We start from the raw sequence: 22,534 nt of genomic DNA on the forward strand, positions 1-22,534 counted from the left end.
AGGTGCTCGCCCACGCCCGGCAGGTGCCGCACCACCGGAATGCCCAGCGCGCGCAGACGCTCGCCGTCGCCAAGTCCGGACAACTGCAGCAGCTTGGGCGTGTTGATGGCCCCGCTGCACACGATGACTTCGCGCTCGGCATGCACCCGCAGTCGCCGCGCCCCGTCGCCCTTGCGCATGTACTCGACGCCGCGCGCGGCCGTGCCCTCGAACAGGATGCGGGTGGCTTGGGCATTGGTGCGCACCTCCAGGTTGGCACGGCTGCGCACCGGCCGCAGGAAGGCGCGCGCCGTGCTCTGGCGCCAGCCGCGCGAGATCGTGCGCTGGAAGTAGCCCGCGCCAGCCTGGGTGACGCCGTTGTAGTCCTCGTTGCGCGGCAGGCCGAGTTCGCCGGCGCCCTCGATGAAGGCCTCGCACAGCGGATGCTGCCAGTCGTTGCGCGTGACCGGCAATTCGCCATCGCGCCCGCGGAAGGCGTCGTCTCCGCCCTCGGTGAAGCGCTCCATGCGCTTGAAGTACGGCAGCACGTCGGCATAGCTCCAGCCGGCGTTGCCGAGCTCGGCCCAACGGTCGTAGTCGGACGCCAGGCCGCGGTTGTAGACCAGGCCGTTGATGGCGGTCGAGCCGCCCAGCGTGCGGCCCTGCGGTACCGGAATGCGCCGCCCGTTGGTCCACGGCGTGGCCTCGGTCTGGAACGGCCAGGTGAATGCCGGGTTGAACAGCGTCTTGATGAAGCCTGCGGGAATGTGCAGGAACGGATGCCAGTCCGGCGGGCCGGCCTCGAGCAGGCAGACGCTGTAGCGCCCCTGCGCGGACAGCCGGTTGGCCAGGATCGCGCCGGCCGCGCCGGCGCCGACGACCACGTAGTCGAAGCGGCCGGCGTCATTGGAAAGGGTTTCGGACATGGATGGTTCGGTAGCGGGCGGCGCCCTGTCGGTCAGAGGGCGACGCCGAGATACGAGGCGCGGATCGCGGGGCTTGCCAGCAGTTCCGCGCCGCTGCCTTCGAGGGTGATGCGCCCGGTCTCGAGCACGTACGCGCGGTCGGAGATGGCCAGTGCCTGGTTCGCCATCTGCTCGACCAGCAGGATCGTCAGGCCGGCCTCGCGCAGCGCGCGGATGCTGCGGAAGATGTCGCGGATGATCAGCGGCGCCAGGCCGAGCGACGGCTCGTCGAGCAGCAGCAGGCGCGGGCGGCTCATCAGCGCGCGGGCCATCGCCAGCATCTGCTGTTCGCCGCCGGACAGCGTCCCGGCCATCTGGTCCTTGCGCTCGCGCAGCCGGGGAAAGAGCTCGAAGCCGTTGTCGACCAGGCGGTCGATCTCGGCCGGCGTGGCCTTCAGGCTGTAGGCGCCCAGCAGCAGGTTGTCCAGAACGGACTGGTCGGAAAACACGCCGCGGCCTTCCGGTGAGAGCGTGGTGCCCAGGCGAAGGCGCTTGTGCGCCGGCAGCCCCGTGACGTCCTGGCCCTGCACGAGCACGCGCCCGGAAGCCGCCGGCTCCAGGCCGGCGATGCACTTGAGCAGGCTGCTCTTGCCGGCGCCGTTGGCGCCGATGATGGTGACGATTTCGCCCTGGCGCACGTCGATCGAGACGTCGCGCACGGCCTCGATCGCGCCGTAGCGCACCGAGAGGCGTTCGAGCTTGAGCGTGGTCGGTGTGGTCATGCCGTGGTCTCCTCGTCAGGCGCGCCGAGGTAGGCCTCGATGACGCGCGGATCCTGCTGCACCTGCGCCGGCTGGCCCTCGGCGATCTTGACGCCGTAGTCCAGCACGATGACGTGGTCCGAAATGCTCATCACCAGGTCCATGTGGTGTTCCACCATCAGCATGGTGATGCCCAGGTCGCGTACCTTCAGCAGCAGTTGGCCCAGTTCGGCCGTCTCCTGCGGATTGAGCCCGGCGGCCGGTTCGTCGAGCAGCAGCAGCTGCGGCTCGGAGGCCAGCGCGCGCGCCAGCTCGACCCGGCGCTGCAGGCCGTAGGGCAGGCTGCCGGCCGGCAGCGCGGCATGCGGCCCGAGGTCCATGAACGACAGGATCGCCAGCGCGCGCTCGTGCGCCAGGCGTTCCTCGCGCCGCGCGCCGGGCAGGCCGAGCAGCGACGTCCAGAAGCCGTTGCGCATGCGGCTGTGGCGGCCGACCATCACGTTGTCCAGCACGGACAGGTCGCCGAACAGGCGCAGGTTCTGAAAGGTGCGGCCCATGCCGAGCGCGCAGATGGCATGCCCCGGGGACTGGTCGATGCGCCGGCCACGGAAGGTGACCGTGCCCTCGTTGGGCACGACCACGCCGGTGAGCATGTTGATCATCGTGCTCTTGCCGGCGCCGTTCGGGCCGATCAGCGCATGGATGTGGCCATGCTGCAGCGCAAAGCTCACGTCCTGCGCCGGGGTGACGCCGCCGTACCGCTTGGTCACGTGGTCGGCCACCAGCAGCGCGTCGGACGAGGTGCCGTGCGGCGCGATCGGCATGGCCGCGCCGGTCCCGCCGGGCGTGGCCGCCGCGCGGGCCGGCGCAAAGCGGCCGAACCACGATGCCAGCAAGCCGGCCACGCCCTTGGGCATGGCATACAGCGCGAACAGCAGCAGCGCGCCGTAGACGAAATGCTGGGCCGAGGGCCACTGCGCCAGTACGGCGTCGATCACCGTCAGCAGCACGGCGCCGAGCAGCGGGCCCAGCGTCGAGCCGGCACCGCCGAAGAGCACCAGCAGCAGGATGAAGACCGACAGGTTGAAGTTGATGAAGTCCGAGTTCAGGTACTGGTTCTGCTGCGCCACCATGGCGCCGGCGATGCCGCAGGTCACGGCCGCGATCACGAACGCCAGCACCTTGGTCCGGTAGACCTTGATGCCCACCGAGCCGGCCGCGATCTCGTCGGCCTGCAGCGACAGGAGGGCGCGGCCCAGGCGCCCCTTGAGCAGGTTGCGCAGCAGCAGGTGCGTGGCCGCGCACAGCGCGATGCCGAACCACACCCATTGCAGGTTGCCGAACGGCGTGTCGCCCAGCGACAGCGGCTGGATGCCGAAGATGCCGGCGGAGCCGCCGAAGACGTCGTCCCACTCCGACACCAGCTTCTCGATCACCGTGCCGAAGGCCAGCGTGACCATCGCCAGGTACGGGCCCTTGGCCCGCAGCGACGCCAGCGCAACCACCACGCCGAAGCCGCCGGCCACCACCGCCGCGGCGACCAGCGCTAGCCAGGGCGACCATTCGTAGCGGGCCGTCAGCAGCGCCGCCGTGTAGGCGCCGGCGGCAAACAGCCCGGCCTGGCCGAGCGACTTCTGACCCGCATAACCCACCAGCACGTTCATGCCCAGCGCGCACATCAGGTACACGGTGATCATGAACAGCACGCGCAGGTAGTAGCCGTTGCCGGAAACCAGCCACGCGCCGCCGGCGGCGGCGAGCGCGATCACGAGCACGGCCAGCGCGTGGCGCGAGCCGCCCGCCGCAGGCGCGGCGCGAGGGGCGCCGGATGCCGCGCCCTGAAAAGTACCGGTTGCCGCCTTCATACCTTCTCCACCATGGCCCGTCCGAACAGGCCGTTGGGCCGCACCGCAAGCACCAGGATCACCAGCGCGAACAGCAGCACCTCGCGCCACTGCGCCTGCCACAGGTTGATGAGCGATTCGAGAATGCCCAGCACGAAGCCGCCGACGACGCAGCCGCGCGGATTCGTCAGGCCGCCGAGGATGGCGCCAGAGAAGCCCTTGAGCGCGATGCCCAGCCCGATGAACAGCGAGGCCGAGGCGATCGGCGCGATGAGGTAGCCGGCCAGCCCGGCCAGCCCCGTGCTGACGAAGAAGGCGCCCACCATCACCGCGGACACGTTGATGCCCATCAGGCTGGCGACCTTGCGGTCGTGCGCCACGGCGCGCATGGCCTTGCCGATCATGGTGCGGCGCATCACCCAGTCGAAGACCGCCATCACCACCAGCGTGGTGACGATCAGCAGGATCTCCTGCGAGCGGAAGCCGACGCCGGCGACGCGGATCACGTCCTCGCCGAAAGGCGCGGGCACCTTCAGCGGCGCCGGGCCCCAGATCGCCAGGCCCAGGCTCTGGACGATGATGCCGAAGCCGATCGTGCTCATCACCCACGCCATGCCGGGCTTGCCCGCGAACGGCCGCACCGCGCTCAGGTAGAGCAGGGCGCCGAGCGCGCCCATGACAGCCACGGCCACGAGTACGGCCACCACCTGGTCGACGCCGCGCACGGCCAGCGCGTCGATCGCGCTGCCCAGGGGCGCGCCGCTGAGCAGCAGCAGCGACGACAGGCCGATGAACGACCCCGCGGAAACGAAGTCCCCGTGGGCGAAGTTCAGCGTCTTCGTGGTGGTGAATGTGATGCTGAAGCCCAGCGCCACCAGCGCGTAGGCCCCGCCGATCGCGAGGCCGCTGATCAGCGCCTGCAGCAATGCTTCGGTCATGTCCAGATCTCCGTCATGCGCCCGGCGCGCGAGGCCGGGCAGTCGCCGCTACTTCTTGAGGTCGGCCGGGGTCAGGGCCTTGGTGACCGCGTCCTGATAGGTCACGATGCGGCCGTCCTTCCACTGCGCGAGGTAGAAGTCGGACACGGACAAGGCCTCGTGGTTGGTCTTGGTGAACGGCTGCTGGTAGGTCTTGATGACGCCTTCGACCTTGGGCAGGTTCTCCAGCGCCTTCTGCACCTTCTCGCCGTCGGTCGTGCCGGCGGACTTCATCGCCGCGGCCAGCAGCATCACCGAGTCGTACGACTGCGCGGCCGTCACGAAGGCGGTCATCTTCGGATGCTTCTTCAGCAGCGCCGTGTTCAGGGCGGTGGCCTTCGGCGTGCTGTTCTCGGTCGTCGACGCGGTGAAGATCAGCTTGCCCGCCAGCTCGGCGCCGGCCAGTTGCACCACCGGCGTGTTGACGTTGGCCCACGAGCCCAGCGTCAGCGGGAAGTAGTTGATCTTCTCCATGCTGCGCAGCACGTAGGCGTTGGCGTCGGCCAGGCCGTAGATGATCAGCGTGTCCGCCCCCGACGCCTTGATCTTGCTCAGCTGCGAAGTCATGTCGGTGTCCTTGGCGCCGAACTTCTCCTCGGCCGCCGCCTCCAGGCCATGGAGCTTGAGGATGGCCTGCAGGTCCTTCAGGCCCTGCTGGCCGTAGCCGGTGGAGTCCACGATCAGGCCGATCTTCTTGTTCTTCGACGCCTTGGCGGCGTAGGCCACCAGCAGCGCGATCTGGTCGCGGTCGATCATCGAGACGCGGAAGATGTAGTTCGCGCCGGACTTCTCGTAGCGCTTCGTGATGTCGGTCGCGGTCGCAATCGGCGAGATCACCGGCACCTTCTTGTTCTGCGCCAGGTGCATCCAGGCCAGCACGTTGCCCGAGTTGGCCGAGCCGAGCACGGCCGACACCTTCTCGCTCTCTAGCAGCTCACTCACGCCCTGGATGGCCTTGGGCGGCTGGGCTTGGTCGTCGCGCGCGACGATGGCCACCTTGCGGCCGAGCACGCCGCCGGCTGCATTGAGGTCCTCGGCGGCCTGCTCGGCGCCCCACAGGGCGGACAGGCCGAACTCGGCCGAGCCGCTGGCGGACATGTCGCTGATGTAGCCGATCTTGATGTCCTGGGCCGACGCCGGCGCCGCGGCGCACAGGCCGGCGGCGAGGGCGAGGGAAAGCAGCCGGTAGCGGCCGATCAGTTTGTTGAACATGGGTGAAGCCTCCTTGGTTGTGGATGTCGGGAAGAAAGGGCGAAAGGCGGTCGTGCGACCGCGGTCAGAGGGCGGCGAACCGGCCGGCCAGGCACGCGTACTTGAGCTCCAGGAATTCCTCCATGCCGTAGCGCGAGCCTTCGCGTCCCAGGCCGGATTCCTTGATGCCGCCGAACGGCCCGACCTCGTTCGAGATCTGGCCGGTGTTGACGCCGACCATGCCGTACTCCAGCGCTTCCATCACGCGCCAGACCCGGTCGAGCGAGCCCGCGTAGAAGTAGGCGGCCAGTCCGGCGCTGCTGGCGTTGGCGATGCGCACCGCGTCGGCTTCTTCCTCGAAGGTGGCCAGGGCGACCACCGGGCCGAAGATTTCCTCGTGTGCGATCTGCATCGCGTCGGTGATGCCGGTCAGCAGCGTGGGCGCGTAGAACGAGCCTCCGAGCGCATGCGGCGTGCCGCCCACCAGCGCCGAGGCGCCCTGGGCGACGGCGTCGCGCACCAGCGCGTCCACCTTCTGCAGGGCCTGCCGGTTGATCAGCGGGCCCTGCTCGACATTGTCGTCGATGCCGCGGCCGACCTTCAGTGCGGCGACGCGCTCGGCGAGCCGGGCGGCGAAGGCGTCGGCAATGCCGGCCTGCACCAGCACCCGGTTGGCGCACACGCAGGTCTGTCCCGCGTTGCGGAACTTGGACTGCATCAGCCCCTCGACCGCCTGGTCCAGGTCGGCGTCGTCGAAGACGATGAACGGCGCATTGCCGCCGAGTTCGAGCGAGAGCTTCTTGATGTTTGCCGCCGATTGCTGCATGAGCAGCCGGCCGGTCGCGGTCGAGCCGGTGAAGGTCAGCTTGCGCACCGTCGGGTTGGCGCACAGCTCCTCGCCGATCGGCGCCGGCCGCCCGGTGACGACGTTGAGCACGCCGGCCGGCAGGCCGGCGCGCAGGGCCAGCTCGGCCAGGGCGAGTGCCGACAACGGCGTGGCCTCGGCCGGCTTGAGCACGACCGTGCAGCCCGCCGCCAAGGCCGGCGACACCTTGCGCGTCACCAGCGCCGATGGGAAGTTCCACGCGGTGATGGCCGCGCACACGCCGATGGGCTGGCGCACGGCCAGCAGGCGCTGGTCGCTGCGGGTGGACGGCAGCACGTCGCCGTAGACGCGCTTGGCCTCTTCCGAGAACCACTCGACGAAGCTCAGCGCGTATTGCATTTCGCCGCGCGCCTCGGCCAGCGGCTTGCCGTTCTCGCGCGTCATGAGCAGGGCCAGGTCTTCGGCGTTCTCGGCGATCAGGTCGTGCCAGCGGCGCAGCACCGCGCCGCGTGCCTTGCCGGTCAGCGCGCGCCAGGCGGGCAGGGCGGCTTCGGCCGCGGCGATGGCGCGGCGCGTCTGCGCGCCGCCCAGGTCGGGCACGCTGCCCAGGCGTTCGCCGGTGGCGGGGTCGTTCACGTCGAGCGTGGCGCCGTCGTCGGCAGCGCACCATTGGGCGCCGATCAGCGCCTTGTCGCGCAGCAGGGTGGGGTCGGTCAGTTGCATCGGGATTCGTCTGTCTCTCTGGCGGCCGGGGTCGCGGCCATGCCGGGGCTTTTCAGGAGCCGGGGTTGTCGCGGGCCAGGGCCCGTTGGCGGATCGCGTCGAAATCGGCCGGCAGCGGATGCAGGTCCAGCCGCCGGCCGGCCTTGACGATCTGGCTGGGGATGTCGTGGCCGACGAGTGCCGGCAACCGGCGCGCGGCGTCCATCAGTGCTGGCAGGTCGACGCCGGTGTCGTAGCCCATGAGGGCGAGCGCGTGGACGATCTCCTCGCTGCATACGTTGCCGGTGGCGCCCGGCGCGTACGGGCAGCCGCCCAGGCCGCCGAGCGAGGCGTCGAAGCGGTCTGCGCCGGCGGCTACGGACGCCAGCACGTTGGCCAGGCCCATGCCGCGCGTGTTGTGGAAGTGCAGCGTCAGCTCGGTCCCCGGCCAGCGCGCACGAAACGCGCGGACCAGTTGCACCACCTGCGTGGGATAGGCCATGCCGGTGGTGTCGCACAGCGTCACGCCGCGCGCGCCCAGCTCGTCGACGTAGCGCGCGCACCAGTCGAGCACCGTGGCCTGCGGCACGTCGCCTTCCATGGGGCAGCCGAAGCTGCACGACAGGGACACGTTCACCGCCGTGCCGGCCTGGCGTGCAATGGCGGCCACCGCCGCCAGCGCCCGGAAGGACTGCCCGCGCGTCATGCGCAGGTTGGCCAGGTTGTGGCTTTCGCTGGCGGACATCACCAGGTTGAGCTCATCGGCGCGGGCCTCGATGGCGCGCTCGGCGCCCCGCACGTTGGGTACCAGCGCGCTGTAGACGACGCCCGGCACCCGCTCGATCTCGCGCAGCACCTGTTCGGCATCCCGCAGGGCCGGAATGGCCTGCGGCGAGACGAACGCGGTCACCTCGATCTTGGCCATGCCCGCGCGCGACAGCGCATCGACCAGCGCGATCTTGTCGGCTGTCGGCACGAACGCCTGTTCGACCTGCAGGCCGTCGCGCGTGCCGACTTCCTGCATATGGATGCGTCGGCCGGCGCCGTTCCACACGTCGGGCGTGTGGGCCGCGCCGCTCGTCGGGTGCGGGCTCATGCGATCACCTTGCGCGCGCGCAGTTCGTCGATCTGTCCGGCCGTGAGGCCGATCTCGCGCAGCACGGCGTCGGTGTCGTCGCCCAGCCCCGGTGCCGGCGAGCGGACGCCGCCGGGCGTGCCCAGCAGCTTGGGGACCACGCCGGGCACCAGCACCTGATGGCCGGCGCGGGTGGTCTGCGTCAGCAGCATGTCGCGCGCCTGGTAGTGCGGGTCTTCGGCGATGTCCCTGGCGGTGTAGACCTTGCCCACCGGCACGCGGGCGGCGTTGAGCGCTTCCAGCACGTCGGCCATGGGGCGCTCGCAGGTCCAGGCCTCGATGGCCTGGTCGAGCTCGGCCACGCGCCTGACGCGTCCGGCGTTGTCCGCGAGCGTCGGGTCCGAGCCCAGGTCGTCGCGGCCGATGGCGGTCATCAGGCGCTTGAAGATGCTGTCGCCGTTGCCGGCCACGAGCACGTAGCCGTCGCTGCAGCGATAGGCGTTCGACGGCGCGATGCCCGGCAGCGCGCTGCCCGCGGCTTCGCGCACCACGCCGAAGGCGCTGTATTCCGGGATCAGGCTCTCCATGACGTTGAACACCGCCTCGTGCAGCGCCACGTCGATGACCTGTCCGCGCCCGCCGTGGGCCTGCCGATGGTGCAGCGCGACCAGTACGCCGATGGTGCCGTGCAGCGCCGCGAGCGTGTCGCCGATCGAGATGCCGCAGCGCACCGGCACGCGCGCCGGCTCGCCCGTGAGGTGGCGTAGGCCGCCCATGGCCTCGCCGATGGCGCCGAAGCCCGGCAGGTCGCGGTACGGCCCGGTCTGCCCGTAGCCGGAGATGCGCAGCATGATCAGCCCGGGGTTGAGCGCGCTCAGCGCCTCGTACGACAGGCCCCAGTTCTCCAGCGTGCCGGGCCGGAAGTTCTCGATCAGCACGTCGGCCTCGGCGATCAGTCGGCGCGCAACGTCCTGGCCTTCGGCGCTGCGCAGGTCCAGGGCGATGGAGCGCTTGTTGCGCGACTGCACCTGCCACCACACGGACGTGCCGTCCTGCATCAGGCGCCAGTTGCGCAGCGGGTCGCCGGATTCCGGCGGCTCGATCTTGATCACGTCGGCGCCGAAGTCGCCAAGCGTCTTGCCGGCGAACGGGCCGGCAATGAGCTGGCCCATCTCGACCACCCGCAGCCCCTGGAGGGCGTGCGCTGGCGGTGATCCGGGGAAATTTGTTTGTTGCATGCCTGCTGCGAAATCGATTGGATATGCCCGGGGAGTTTGTCCCGGCGCGCAGGCGGGCGGAAGCCACCACGCGGCGATGCGAGCTTTCGCGGTTTGCGAAAGCAAGACAGGGTTAACCCTTTATTTGCCGCATTTCCAATGGTCTCGGCGGCTGGTTGCTGCCGCCCGGTTTGTTACACAATGTCGACTGTGGGTCGGCTGCGCATGTGCGCCCGGCCGCGGCAGGCCGCATGCCGTCGCCTGCGTCCGTTCACAACCGTTTTCACGCGTTCCGTTTGCTCCCATGCCCATCGACGAACCGTCCACCGCCAATGCCTGGGAGGGACATGGCGGCGCCCAGCGTCGCAACCTGACGCTGCTTTTCTGCGACCTGTCCGACTCGACCCGCCTGGGCGAGCTGATGGAGGCCGAGGACTATGCGGACCTGCTCGCGCAGTTGCGCGCGCTGTTCCAGCAGGTGGTGGCGCGCCACCGCGGCGAGATCGCGCGCATCCAGGGCGACGGGGTGCTGGCTTTCTTCGGCCATCCGCTGCCGGCCGAGGACGACGCGCGCCGCGCGCTCGAGGCGGCGATCGAGCTGCACCTGGCGGTCAGCCGGATTCCCGTGACTGGTCCTGCCGCGAGCCTGGCGCCGTTGACGCTGCACACCGGCATCCATGGCGGCACCGTGCTGCTGGCCGGCGGCGACATCGAACGCGGGCGCTTCGACCTGGTGGGCAACGTGCCCAACATCGCGGCCCGCCTGTCGAGCCTGGCGGAGCGGGACGACATCCTGATCAGCGAGGAGACGCTGGGCCCGCATGCGCGCTACTTTCACATCGGCGAGCACCTGGAGACCCGGGTCAAGGGGCGCACCGCGTCGATCTCCATCTATCGGGTGCTCGGCCGCGCCGTGCCGGGGCAGGACGCCTCGGCCGCGATGCGCCGGGCACTGTATCCCTTCGTCGGGCGCCAGGGCCCCTTGCGGCAACTGCGCGACCACCTGCGCCGGGCGATGGCCGGTACGCCGCAGTGCGTCACCGTGCAGGGCGACCCGGGGGTCGGCAAGACGCGCCTGGTCGACGAGCTGCGCCGCTACGCCGCGGCCGACGAATGCCTGTTCCTCAAGGGCTACTGCGAAAGCTACTTCCGCGCCGAACCGATGCAGCCGTTCGCGCAGATGCTGCGCGCGCTGGCCGACTCGGGCGACGCCGTGGTGGCGCAACTGCTGCAGGAACAAGGTGAACTCGCGGGGCGCGGCGTGGCGGCCTTCCCCCAGCTGGTCGACGCGCTGTCGCACCGGCGGCCGCTGCTGCTGGTGATCGACGACTGGCAGTGGGCAGATGACGGCAGCCAGCAGCTGCTCGACGCCGTGCTCGCCTTGCCGGGTGCGCGCCGCATCCTGGTGGTGCTGGCGACGCGCGAGCGCGCCGGCAACGAGTTGCTGGCCCGGCACAGCGGCCACATCGAGCTGCTGCCGCTGGACGACAGCGAGGCCGGCGACGCCCTGGCGCACATGCTGCCGGGATGCGACCCGTTCATGGCCGCCGAGATCCGGCGCCATGCCGGCGGCGTGCCGCTGTACCTCGAGGAACTGTGCCATTCCGCGAGCGCGGGAAGCGATATCTCCGGCGCCGGCCGCCCGGGCAGCGGCGCCTGGCTGCAGACCCTGATCGGCTCGCGCGTGGAGCGGCTGCCCCCCGCGCAGGCCGAGCTGGTGCGCGCGGCCGCGATCATCGGCAACGTGTTCCCGTCCTGGCTGCTGGCCCGCGTCGCCGGCGACGACCTGGCGCCGGACATGCTCAATGCCCTGGCCGCGCAGGACCTGATCTATCCGGACGACAAGGCCGGCAACCTGCGCTTCAAGCACGGCATCACACGCGAGGTCGTCTACGACTCCGTCGGCCTTCACTGGCGCCGGGAGCTGCACCGGCGCATCGTCGGCGCGCTCGAATCCGGCCCGCCGGAAGAGGGCACGCCCGAAGACTGGAACGAGGCCCTGGCCTACCACTGCGCCGCCGGCGAACTGCACGAGCAGGCCGCACGGCATGCCGAGGCCGCCGGCAACAAGGCGCTGGCGGTGTCGGCACTCGACCGCGCGCGCGACCAGTACGTGGCGGCGCTGCGCTCGCTCGATGCGCTGGCGCCGCTGGAGCGGCCCCAGCAACTGCGCTGGTGCGCCATTGCGCAGCGCCTGGGCGTGGCCTGCGTGTTCGACCCGCTCGGCCTGGCGGACGCGATGACCATCTTCCGCCGCCATCTGGACATCGCCAGGCAGACCGGCGACGTCGATGCGATGGCGCACGCCGAGTACTGGATGGGCTACGTCTGCTACGCCAAGGGGCTGGCGCGCCAATCGGTCGCGCACTGCGAAGCGGCGCTGGCGCTCGCGCAGCACCACGGCATGGACCGCCTGGCTGCCCAGGTGCGCGCCACGCTCGGCCAGGCCTTGCTGTCGAGTTGCGGCTACGAGCGCGCGCTGGGCCTGCTCGACGATGCGCTCGACAGCAAGCGGCGTCAGAGCCGCCCCGGCGGCAGCATGGCGGTCGGTTCAGCCTACACGCTGGCGTGCAAGGGCTACCTGCTCGGCGACCGCGGCCTCTTCGATGACGCGCAGGCCTGCTTCGACGAAGCCCTGGCGCTGCTCGGCGACACGGTGCACCAGGTGGCGGCGTCGGTGCGCCACTGGCACAGCGTCGTCGCCCTGTGGCAGGGACGCTGGAGCGACGCGCTGCGCAGCGGCGAGGAGGCGACCGACATTGCCGGCCGCGTCAAGAGCCGGCAGCAATACGCCATGGGCCGCGCCCTGGCCGGCTACGCCCGCTGGATGCAGACCCGCGCCCCGGAGAGCATGCGTGCGGTGCGCGAGGCCACGGCCTGGATCGATGCGCGCCAGGGCGGATTGGCCACGTCGCTCAACCATGGCTGGCTGGTCGAAGGTTCGCTCGCGCTCGCCGACGTCGAGGCCGCGCGCCGACATGCCGCGCGCATGTTCGTGCGCGTGCGCCAGGACGACCGCATCGGCGAGGCGCTGGCCTGCCGGGCGCTGGCGCAGGCGGCGGCCCGCACGCACGACTTCAACGCCGCCCACCGCTATCTGCGCCAGGCCTATCGCAGCGCCGACGCGCGCGGGTCGGCGCACGAGCGGGCGGTCACGCAGATGTGCGAAGGGCAGATCGAACTGATGCGCGACCAGGGCGCGGCCGGCAGGGCATTGCTGGCACAGGCGCGCGACGCGTTCTCGGCCATGAACATGGCCTGGCACGCGGACCGGGCCGAGCGGGCGCTGCGGCTGTAGCCGGCGGCTCAGCCCGCAGCCACCGGCGCACCCTCTGCCGCAGGCGCGGCGGACGGCGGCGCCGCCGGCGGCGGCAGTTCCACCACCCCCTCGAAGGTGAACGACAGCGGTGCCGGGCTCGGGCGGGTGAAGTCGCCCTGGTCGATCAGTCCGGCCAGCAGCCCGAGCAGCACGCCCATCCCGGCGTCGTAGCCGGGGCAGGCGTGGGTCGGCGCGGGGCTGGCCGGCGCCTGGGCGGGCCCGGCGCCGTGCATGGGGCAACGGCGGCCGCCGAAGACGATGCTCAGGTCCGTCGTGTTCTCGGCCAGGCACTGGTGTGCCGCCGAAACCAGCGATGCGACCACGACGTCGCCGCGCCTGACTTTCTCGCCGCCGATGGCAAAGCCGCCCTTCCTGGCGGTGCGCCAGACCACTTCAGGCGCAGGGCGCAGCTGCATCGCCTGCGACAGCGCCGGCAGCAGCACCGCATGCGCCTTCGACAGCAGGTCGGGGTAGGCGGTGGAGGGCGCGGCGGCCCAGGCCGCCCGCAACGACCAGAAGGTGCCGTCGCGCAGCCATTCGTTGAGCGACAGGCGGAAGTTCCCGTCCACGGTCGGCAGGAAGCCCATGAGCATGCCGCTGAGGGTTCGCGCCACCAGGTCGTCGTCCTTGCGCCGCGGGAAGGCCGCGAGCACCGCGCGGGTGAGCGGGGCGTCGTGTCCGAAGCGGTTCTGCGGCACGCTGCCGGCCGCGCGGTGCGGCGCGATGAAGACACCCAGCGCCGCCGTGAGCGCGCGGCCCATGCGCGTCGCATAGTCTTCCACGTTCTGGTTGGGCCACGGCTGGAAGATGTAGCGCGACGGCGCCGTGAATTGCGGCGGGTAGATCGGCGGCTGGTCGGGTTTCCAGTCCCAGCGCCAGCTGCCCGGCTGGATCACCGTGTGGTTCTTGTCGTCGGGCAGCCCGAACCAGTCCTGGCACAGCATGGCCAGCACCTGGTCGCTCACTTCCTTGGCGTCGAGGTTGAGCTCCCAGCGCGTGGTTCCCTTGAGCTGTGCCAAGGCCTTTTCGCCCTTGACGTACGCGGCCAGCACGGCGCGGGTGTAGCCCAGCGTCGCCTGGAAGACGTCCTTCTCGGCCAGCGCGCCGATGGCGGCGTTGGCCGGGCCGGACTGCCGGCGGTAGGCTGGACCGTCGTCCAGGCCGAGGTAGATCTGGCCGATCGACGGCGTCATGCGCGGCAGGTAGCCCGCGACCGAGAAGCGCTTGTCGTCGCCCAGCACCTCCATGACCTTTTCGCGATCGGCAACGATCAACCCGTAGGCGGTGCGCAGCACGCCGCCGTGGTGCTCGCGGATGGCGGCCCAGACGCCGGCGCTGCGGTATTTCTCCTGGGCCTCCGGATCTTCCAGCAGCTCCTTCCAGGCGAGTCTGGCGTCATCCTTGCCGAGTGACTTCTCGCGCGCGAGCAAGGCCTGCAGCAGCTTCTCCCCCTCGGCCGCCGACCAGACCGGCCGCGGCCTGGCATGGCGCGCAATCTCCAGCACGTGGCGCGCGCTCGTGATCGAAGGGGCGAGAAGGTAGATGCCCCATTCCAGCTGGACGACGGGCCGTGGTTGCGCGTCCAGCGCCGGCGCCTCGTCCAGCCCGATCCGGTGGACCTGATCCTCGTGCTCGAAGCGAAGCCCGCGCCGCTCGTCGAAAGGCTCGCCCTGGTTCGCCGGGCCGCGCACCTCGGGCACGCCCATGAACGGGTCGCTATGGCGCGAGTAGCCGCCGGCACTGTTGCCGCCGGTCAGCCAGCGCTGCACGGTCTCGAACTGTTCGGACAGGCTCGAGCAATAGGCAATGAACATCATGCCGCGCTCGACGCCGTCGGGTTTCGCTTCCTCGTCCGGCCCCGGCGCCTGGTAGAGCGGGCCGTACGACATGCCGCGCCGCAGGATGCGCGGCGGCCGCCCGCCGGCGGGTTCGGGCGGGCCGTCGCGCTCGGGCACGCCGACCGGGCTGGCCGCGCCTGCGCGCGGATTGGCACGGCGCACGTGGGCGTGGAACGGGCACAGCTTTCCTTGGGTGTCGCCGCTGTAGTCGAAGTCGTTGGCGGTCCGTTCATCGACGAGCGACTTGCCGTCGCGGCCCCGGCCCATCATCTTGGCCAGGATGAGCTCGTGCCCGAGCCCCGTGTCCTTGGCCGCCTGGCGCACCACGTTGTGCAGCACGTCGACGTTCTGCTTGAGCTTGCGCACCGCCAGGAAGCTCGCGTCGCCCAGCAGCTTCATGCGCTCGCGCTCCTGTGGCGTGCCGGACGGCGGAGCCACGTCGGCGGCGGTGTCGCGTCCCCACAGGAACTCGCCGACCGGCAGGTGATTGGGGTAGACCGAACCGCCTTCCGCCTTGTTGAACACCGGGTCGCTGAACCCGTCGACGAAACCGAAGTGCTCGGTCGCGCGGCCATCGGCCAGCGTGTGCTTGCGCATCGCCTCGACCGCCAGCAGGCGCACGCCCTTGCGCGGCAGGTCGCTGCCGGGCTGGCACATCAGCGTCTTGATCGCCTCGTGCAGGGGATGGTCGGCCTGCAGCGGATCGTGCTGCGGCGAGGGCGAGCCGACGCGCATCTGCACCACCAGGTGCACGGCGGACATCTGCACCCGCTGCATCGAGGGCTGGCCGGCCGGGCTCCAGTTGGCCTGCGGCAGGCGCCAGCGGCGCGGGTGGTTGTTGCGGAAGTCGCCCAGCACGCTCGAACGTGCCTCCATGCCCTCGCGAAACTCCTGCGGCAGCAGGGCGAGCTGGTCCTCGGACAGACCCAGGGCCCGCAGGCCCTCGTAGCTGAAGGCGAAGACGGTGACGCGCTGGCCGGGGCCCGGCCGGCCGGCCTCGGTGGTGACGCGCTCGAGCAGCGTCTCGAGAAACGCGGCGCCCGAGGCGGCGTCGTCGATGGCGATCAGCAGCATGCAGCCGTGCGTCATGCCTTCGAGCGAGCGCAGGATGCCGACCTGGATGTTGTCCAGCATGTCGGTCGGTGCCACGTCGGGCAGTTGCGGGCTGGGCCGCGGCGGCGGACTGGCCTCGTCGCCCGACGCCAGCCAATCCATCTGGCGGGCAAAGCGCTGTCTCATTTTCTCGACGATCTCGCGCGGCATCTCTGCGAGCACCGCGCGAAACTCCAGCAGCAGGTCACAGGCCGCGCGCTTGAGCACGTCGCCGTCTGCGGTGCCGGGAAGGTACATGTCGGTCATGCGGAACAGCACGGCCAGCGATTGCAGACCCTGGCGCAACGTCTCCAGCCGCGCGTTCGTCGAGCCGCGGCTGGCGGCCCAGGCCAGTTGCTCGGCGGTGCGCACGTGCTGGCGGGTGGCCAGCAGGTCCCGCGATGCCGCGTCCGGCGCCAGCCGGTGGATGGCTTCCTCGCCGCGCAGGTACGCCACGTCGGGCACCGTCAGGCCGTGGGTGTTGTAGTAGAAGTCGGTCTCGATCTGCACCCGGCGGACCCAGCCCGCCCAGGCCTCGAAGCCGGCGGACTGCGAGTTCACGTAGCCCTCGGTATTGCAGAAGATGATGTCCAGCAGCGTGCCGACCTTCTGCCACAGGATGCGGATGTACGACTCCCAGGTGCCGTCGAAGGTGACGGCCAGCAGGATCTTGTCTTCCGGCTCGACCACCGTGACGCGGAACGACTGGATCACCGCCACCCGTTCGACCGAGTCGGAAATGGGCCGGTACAGCGCATATTCGTGCAGCGAGGCGCGTCCGCCGGTGAGCGACTTCATCAGTCGCTTGGCGCGGGTCTTGTAGGTCAACGCGTCGAGCGAGGGAACGAAGCCGGGAATGATGGGGGCCAGCAGCGTCAGATCGCTGGTGCCCGTAAGGCTCTTGCCTTTGACGGTGAGTTCGCGTTGCAAAACCATCTCCTGCCACCAGGACGCGCCGGTTGTTCCGGTCTGCCTGCTCCACTCCCTGCGGGGCGGGAGCTTAGGACATCGCGGGGCCCTTGGCCTCCTCAAAGAAGGCTGCAAGCGGCACTTTTTGCCGGAATGCGGCTTGCCGTCGGGAAGATGCCACGCCGGGTGGGTACACCGGCCTAGAATCGGCCGGCGCGTCACGAGGCAGCGGACGCAGCTTCCTCGGAAAGCGTGCACATGCGGCTCGTGGCGAGCTAAAAAGAAAGAACGCCTACAGGCACCCAAGGAGCAAAAACCGCATGCACAGCATTGTCATAGTCGACGACCATCCAGCCATCCGACTTGCGGTGCGCTCCGTCCTGGAGGGCAGCGGCCAGTACCAGGTGATCGGCGAAGCCGACAACGGCCCGTCCGCGCTGGCCCTCATCCGCGAACTGCAGCCCGCCCTGGTCGTGCTCGACCTCGATCTGCCCAAGATGACCGGCCTGGAACTGATCGAACGCGTCAAGGCGACGCAACCCGCGGTCAAGCTGCTCGTGTTGTCGGCCCAGCAGGAGGGCATCTTCGCCACCCGTGCGCTGCAGGCCGGCGCCAACGGCTTCCTGAGCAAGTCCGAAGGCATGAGCTCGATCGTCCAGGCAACGCAGGCGGTGCTCAGCGGCTACGCCGTCTTTCCGAATGCGGCGCTGGCCGGCCCGACGGGCGCCAGCGGCGCCGACCTGGTCAAGACCCTGTCCGACCGCGAGCTCACCGTGCTGCAGCAACTGGCCCGCGGCATGAGCAACAAGGAGATCGGCGACGCGCTGCTGATCAGCAACAAGACCGTCAGCAGCTACAAGACGCGCCTGTTCGAGAAGCTCAATATTTCCACCCTGGTCGAGCTGGTGGACTTCGCGCGTGCCAACAACCTCATTACCTGAGGCGCTCGGCACGGTCCAACACTTCCACCTGGCCGGCCATAACGTTCTCGTCTTCGTGGCCATCGCGCTGGCCGCGCTGGTGGTGGGCATGGCCTTGTTCGCCCTCTGGGCCCGCTCGCTGCGCAAGCAGGTGCGCCGGCGCGAGGCCGCAGAAGCGCAATTGCGCCATCAGCTCGAGTTCCAGCGCGCGATGCTCGACGGCATGCCGCATGCGATCGGCGTGCGCGACGCACAGGCCCGGCTGACGTATTGCAATCCAGCCTTCGAGCAACTTTTCGACCGTCCGCGCGACGAGTTGATCGGCAGGACGATCGCGCAATCCCCACGGGCGGACGACCCACCCGAAGCGTGGCTGCAGGCAGAGGCCCTGCACCGCAGCTACCTCACACTGCTGGCCACGGGTACCGCCATCAACGAGGATCTCGACGTCACGCTCAACGGGGTCCCCCGTCGGCTGCTGCACTGGGCAGCGCCGATCTCGCTGGGGGGCGAGGCGCCGCGCGAGGCGCTGGTCTCCGGCGCCGTGGACATGACCGAGCGTCAGCAGCTGATGGAGCTCATCGAATCGGCGCGTGCCAAGGCCGAGGCGGCGAACCGGGCCAAGACGAATTTCCTGGCCGCCATGAGCCATGAGATCCGCACACCGATGAACGCGGTCACGGGCGTGCTCGAGCTGCTGCTGCGCGAGGGCCGGTTGACTCCGTCCGACCAGGCGCAGGCGGCGCTCGCGCGCCAGTCGGCCGGCAGTCTTCTGGGCCTGATCGACGACCTGCTGGACATCTCCAAGATAGAGGCCGGCGCGTTCGAGATCGTGCCCAGGCCGGCCCAGCTGCCCGCGATCGTGCGCGAGGTGGCCCACGTGTTCGACAGCCTGGCGCGCCAGAAGGGCCTGGGCATCGAGGTCGACGTCGATCCCGGCCTGGCGGCATGGCACCTGGTCGATCCCGCGCGCTTTCGCCAGATCGTCAACAACCTGGTGAGCAACGCGATCAAGTACACCGACCATGGCGGCGTGCGCGTCATGCTCGCCGGCCACGGCGTCGACGCCGGGCGCGAAGCCATCGAGCTGGAAGTGATCGACACCGGCATCGGCATCGCGCCGGAGGATGCCAAGCATCTGTTCAGGCCCTTCTTCCAGGCCGAGGCCGCCGGACCGCGCGCCGTCGGCGGGACCGGCCTGGGCCTGCCGATCGTGCAGCGGCTGTGCACGCGCATGGGCGGCGACATCTGGGTGGACAGCCAGTGCGGCGTCGGCACCAGCGTGCACGTGGCGCTGCGCCTGCCCGTGGTGGACGCCCCCGAGGACGCCGACGCAAGCCTGCCGGCCGACGAACAGGCGCGGCCGGCCGCCCACGTCGCGACACGCGGTCGCTACAACGTCCTGGTGGTGGACGACCATCCGGCGAACCGGCTGCTGCTGGAACGCCAGCTGGCTTTCCTGGGTTACCGCAGCGAATGGGCCGACGACGGCGCGACGGCGCTGGCGCGCTGGCGTCAGGGCGGCATCGACGCCGTGATCACCGACCTGTCCATGCCCGTCCTGGACGGCCATGCCTTGACACAGGCGATCCGCAAGGCCGAGCACGACGCCGGCCTGCACCGCATGCCGGTGCTCGGTTGCACCGCGCACGTCCAGGAGCGCGAACTTCGGCACGCGCTGGACGTCGGCATGGACGAATGCCTCCTGAAGCCGCTGGGCGTCGACCAGTTGCAGGAGGCTCTGGGCCGCCACCTGCCCGACGCAGACCCTCCCGCAGCATCGGCCGGCGGCGGCGACCCGGCGGACGGCCGGGCCGTGGATGCAGCGTTCGACGCGCAACTGCTGCACGATTTCTCGGCCGGCGACACGAGAATGGAGATCGGCTTCCTGCAAGTGCTGATGCAGTCCAATGCCGCCGACCTGGAGGCGCTGGCGCGGCAGGTCGGGCAGGGCGACCATGCCGGCGCGGCATCGACCGCGCACAGGATCCGGGGCGCGGCCCGTATCGTCCGCGCCGACCGGGTCGTGGACGACTGCGCAAGCCTGGAAGCCGCCGCCCGCGGCGAGGATGCAGCCGCCTCGGCACGGGCGCTCGAAGCGCTGCGTCGGAGCCTGGCCGAGTTCGACGCCGCCATGGCGCGGCACTTGGAAAGCTACGGCACGCTGGCAAACTAGCGGGCTGTCGCGGCAGCCGCTGCGTCCCCTTTTCGCATTGCTGCCATGTACCTGCCTGCACAGTTCGACGCACGCGACCGCGCCACCGCACTGGCCGTGATGCGCGAGCATCCTTTCGCCAGCCTGGTCTCGGTGGACGACGACGGCCTGCCTTTCGTCACCCACCTGCCGGTGGTGGTCGAGGAGCGCGGCCCGGTGGAACTGGTCGCATGGTGCCATTGCGCGCGGCCCAATCCGCAGTGGCGGCACCTGCAGGCGCGGCCCCGCGCCCGGCTCGTCTTCCAGGGGCCGCATGCCTACATGTCGCCCTCCGTCTATCCCGACCTGGCGCGCGTGCCCACCTGGAACTACCTGGCCGTGCACTGCGTGGTCGAGGCGCGCCTGGTCGACGAGCCGCAAGAAAAGGACGCGCTGCTCAAGCGCCTGATCGCACAGCACGAGCCGGCCTACGCCCGCCAATGGATCGACCTGGGCGAGGAATTCCAGCGCAAGATGCTGGCCGGCATCATGGGCATGGAACTGCGCGTCACGCAGCTGCAATGCAAGGTCAAGCTGAACCAGCACCGACCCGAATCGCACGCCGCGCTCCATGCCGCCTACGCCGCGGGCAGCCCCGACGAACAGGCACTGGCGGTGTGGATGCAGCGCCTGGGCATCGCGCCCGCTGACGCCGACGGGGCGCGGTGAGCATGCCTGCAGGTCCCGCCTCGGGCGCTGCCGATGACGCCGCCTGGATGGCGGTCGCCCTCGACGAAGCCCGCGCGGCGATGGCCGCCGGCGAGGTGCCGGTCGGCGCCGTGCTGGTCAAGGACGGCGCGGAGGTCGCCCGCGGGCGCAACGCGCCGCTGGCCCGGCGCGACCCCACCTCGCACGCGGAGATCGCCGCGCTTCGCCGCGGCGCGCGCGCCCTGGACAACTACCGCCTCGAAGGCTGCACGCTCTACGTCACGCTCGAACCCTGCGCCATGTGCGCCGGGGCCATGCTGCATGCCCGGCTGGACCGGCTCGTGTTCGGCGCACCCGACCCGCGCACCGGCGCGGCCGGCTCGGTGGTCGACCTGTTTGCCGACCCGCGCCTGAACCACCACACGAAGGTGCAGGGCGGCGTGATGGCGCCGGCGTGCGGGCAGTTGCTGCAATCGTTCTTCCACGGCCGGCGCGAGGCCGCGCGCATGGTGGCGCAGCCGCTGCGCGACGATGCGCTGCGCACGGCCGAATCCCGGTTCGCCGAAGCCGCGCTGCCCTGGCCGCCGCGCTTCGCGAGCGACCTGCCCGCGCTTTCGGGCCTGCGCATGGCCTGGCTGGACACCGCGCCCGGCGCGGCCGGCTCGCCGGTGTGCGTGTGCGTTCACGGCGCGGGGCAATGGTCGCGCCAGACGGTGCCGCTGGTCGAGGCACTGGTGGCCGCGGGCTGCCCGCGCGTGTTGGCGCCGGACCTGATCGGCTTCGGCCGCAGCGACAAGCCCAAGCGTGTCGCCGCGCACGCGATCGGCTGGCACCGGGACGCGCTGGCCCAATGGCTGGCGCGCGAGGCGCCGGGCCCCAAGGTTCTGCTGGCCTGCCAGAGCATGCGCGAACTGGCCGAGGCACTGGCGGCAACGCTGGCGCAGGACTGCCGCGCGCTGGTGCTGGTGGCCGAGGAGAACGCGCCCGAACTCGAGGCGGCTGCCCGCGCTCCGTTCCCGGACCGCGGCCACGAGGCTGCCCTGCGCGCCTTCGGGCCGTCGCGCCCGGCACGGCGGATCGGTGCCGCCGAAGCGGCCCGGGCTGCCCGCGAGGCGATGGGATACTCCGCACCGTGAAGAAGAACCGCCACATCTACATCTATTCCCCCTCCAGTGCAGTGCGCGACAAGGCCGCCTTCCGGCGCGGCGTGTCGCGGCTGCGCGCACTGGGCCACGAGGTCGAGATCGACGAGGCCGCGCTGGCCGTCCACCAGCGGTTTGCCGGCGACGACGCCACGCGCCTTGCGGCGATCGGCCGGGCGGCCGCCAGCGGGGCGGACGTCGCGCTCATCAGCCGGGGCGGCTACGGACTCACCCGCATCCTCGACCAGCTGCCCTACAAGGCCCTGGCCAAGGCGTGCGAGCGCGGCACGTCGTTCGTTGGCGTGAGCGACTTCACCGCGCTGCAGAACGCCTTGCTCGCCAAGACCGGCGCCGTGACCTGGGCCGGGCCGGCGGTGGGCGAGGATTTCGGCGCCGAAGGCGGTGCCGACGAAATCATGCAGGCCTGCTTCGACGACCTGCTCGAGGGGCAGGGCGAGGGCACCGGCTGGCGCGTGCCCGCGCGCGACGCCGGCGACGGTCCTCTGCTGCCCCGTTCCATCCATGGCGCCACGCTGTGGGGCGGCAACCTGTGCGTGCTGATGTCGCTGCTGGGCACCCCGTACTTCCCGTCGGTGGACAAGGGCGTGCTGTTCATCGAGGACATCAACGAGCATCCGTACCGTATCGAACGGATGCTCGAGCAGTTGCGCACGGCGGGCGTGCTGGCCCGGCAGAAGGCCGTCGTGTTCGGCCAGTTCACCGGCATGCGCAAGGTGCCGGGCTACGACCGCGGATTCGGGCTGCCCAGCGTGATCGAGCGCCTGCGCAGCCAGATCAAGGTGCCGGTGCTGACCGGGCTGCCGTTCGGGCACGTGCAGACCAAGGTGCTGCTGCCGGTCGGGGCGCAGGTGGAACTGGCGGGCGACGGGCGCGAGCTGTTCATGGTGTGGGGGCATGGCCCGCTCGGGCACCGGCATGCGCCCGGCCACGATCACGACCATGGGCATGCACACTGACCCGGCGCGCTGAACCGG

15 protein-coding genes are annotated in these 22,534 nt (G+C 70.6%); 6 read left to right on the forward strand and 9 right to left on the reverse strand.

The window, feature by feature from the left end; all coding sequences use genetic code 11:
* From VES41_RS20955 to VES41_RS20990, 8 genes are all read right to left on the reverse strand, one after another.
* Positions 1–905, reverse strand: a 905-nt coding sequence (locus tag VES41_RS20955) for a GMC family oxidoreductase (RefSeq protein ID WP_324821085.1), incomplete at its 3' end; no start/stop codon positions are given.
* A 32-nt stretch (positions 906–937) separates the two neighbouring features.
* Positions 938–1,666 (reverse strand): ABC transporter ATP-binding protein, encoded by a 729-nt coding sequence (locus VES41_RS20960; protein ID WP_324821087.1) that lies wholly within the window; start codon positions 1,664–1,666, stop codon positions 938–940.
* The gene (locus VES41_RS20965; RefSeq protein WP_324821090.1) at positions 1,663–3,510 is read right to left on the reverse strand and encodes a branched-chain amino acid ABC transporter ATP-binding protein/permease; all 1,848 of its coding nucleotides are present in this window, start codon (positions 3,508–3,510) and stop codon (positions 1,663–1,665) included. Before VES41_RS20965 ends, VES41_RS20960 begins: the two co-directional genes overlap by 4 nt.
* Positions 3,507–4,427, reverse strand: coding sequence for a branched-chain amino acid ABC transporter permease (locus tag VES41_RS20970; protein WP_324821093.1), 921 nt, complete (start codon positions 4,425–4,427; stop codon positions 3,507–3,509). The genes VES41_RS20965 and VES41_RS20970 overlap by 4 nt, the downstream gene beginning before the upstream one ends.
* Positions 4,428–4,475: 48 nt before the next feature.
* On the reverse strand, positions 4,476–5,678 hold the full coding sequence (locus tag VES41_RS20975; protein WP_324821096.1) for an ABC transporter substrate-binding protein: 1,203 nt from the start codon (positions 5,676–5,678) through the stop codon (positions 4,476–4,478).
* A 64-nt stretch (positions 5,679–5,742) separates the two neighbouring features.
* Positions 5,743–7,206, reverse strand: coding sequence for an NAD-dependent succinate-semialdehyde dehydrogenase (locus VES41_RS20980; RefSeq protein WP_324821098.1), 1,464 nt, complete (start codon positions 7,204–7,206; stop codon positions 5,743–5,745).
* A gap of 52 nt (positions 7,207–7,258) precedes the next feature.
* Positions 7,259–8,281, reverse strand: a complete 1,023-nt coding sequence (locus VES41_RS20985; RefSeq protein ID WP_324821101.1) for a hydroxymethylglutaryl-CoA lyase — start codon at positions 8,279–8,281, stop codon at positions 7,259–7,261.
* A complete protein-coding gene (locus tag VES41_RS20990) occupies positions 8,278–9,498 on the reverse strand; it encodes a CaiB/BaiF CoA-transferase family protein (RefSeq protein WP_324821104.1) in 1,221 nt (406 codons plus the stop codon). Before VES41_RS20990 ends, VES41_RS20985 begins: the two co-directional genes overlap by 4 nt.
* 283 nt (positions 9,499–9,781) lie before the next feature.
* Here VES41_RS20990 and VES41_RS20995 point away from each other — a divergent pair, with 283 nt between their 5' ends.
* Positions 9,782–12,775: an ATP-binding protein gene (locus tag VES41_RS20995; protein WP_324821107.1), complete on the forward strand. Its 2,994-nt coding sequence runs from the start codon at positions 9,782–9,784 to the stop codon at positions 12,773–12,775.
* An 8-nt stretch (positions 12,776–12,783) separates the two neighbouring features.
* On the opposite strand, the gene VES41_RS21000 is transcribed toward VES41_RS20995, so the two are convergent.
* Positions 12,784–16,656: a hypothetical protein gene (locus VES41_RS21000; RefSeq protein ID WP_324821110.1), complete on the reverse strand. Its 3,873-nt coding sequence runs from the start codon at positions 16,654–16,656 to the stop codon at positions 12,784–12,786.
* 299 nt (positions 16,657–16,955) lie between these two features.
* On the opposite strand from VES41_RS21000, the gene VES41_RS21005 reads away from it, so the two are divergent.
* The 5 genes from VES41_RS21005 to VES41_RS21025 are packed head-to-tail and all read left to right on the forward strand — an operon-like array spanning position 16,956 to position 22,516.
* Complete coding sequence (locus tag VES41_RS21005) at positions 16,956–17,576, forward strand: response regulator transcription factor (RefSeq protein WP_324821113.1); 621 nt, start codon at positions 16,956–16,958, stop codon at positions 17,574–17,576.
* Entirely contained in the window at positions 17,554–19,731 is a 2,178-nt protein-coding gene (locus VES41_RS21010) for an ATP-binding protein (protein ID WP_324821117.1), read from the forward strand. Before VES41_RS21005 ends, VES41_RS21010 begins: the two co-directional genes overlap by 23 nt.
* A gap of 45 nt (positions 19,732–19,776) precedes the next feature.
* Complete coding sequence (locus tag VES41_RS21015; protein ID WP_324821120.1) at positions 19,777–20,418, forward strand: FMN-binding negative transcriptional regulator; 642 nt, start codon at positions 19,777–19,779, stop codon at positions 20,416–20,418.
* Between the two features lie 2 nt (positions 20,419–20,420).
* Positions 20,421–21,533 carry a tRNA adenosine(34) deaminase TadA gene (tadA, locus tag VES41_RS21020; protein WP_324821123.1) on the forward strand — a complete coding sequence of 371 codons (1,113 nt, stop codon included), beginning with the start codon at positions 20,421–20,423 and terminating at the stop codon, positions 21,531–21,533.
* Positions 21,530–22,516 carry an LD-carboxypeptidase gene (locus VES41_RS21025; protein ID WP_324821126.1) on the forward strand — a complete coding sequence of 329 codons (987 nt, stop codon included), beginning with the start codon at positions 21,530–21,532 and terminating at the stop codon, positions 22,514–22,516. The genes tadA and VES41_RS21025 overlap by 4 nt, the downstream gene beginning before the upstream one ends.
* The last annotated feature ends 18 nt before the right edge of the window (positions 22,517–22,534 follow it).

Origin of the sequence: Variovorax sp., from assembly GCF_035634955.1 — a bacterium.
Lineage (GTDB): Bacteria > Pseudomonadota > Gammaproteobacteria > Burkholderiales > Burkholderiaceae_C > Variovorax.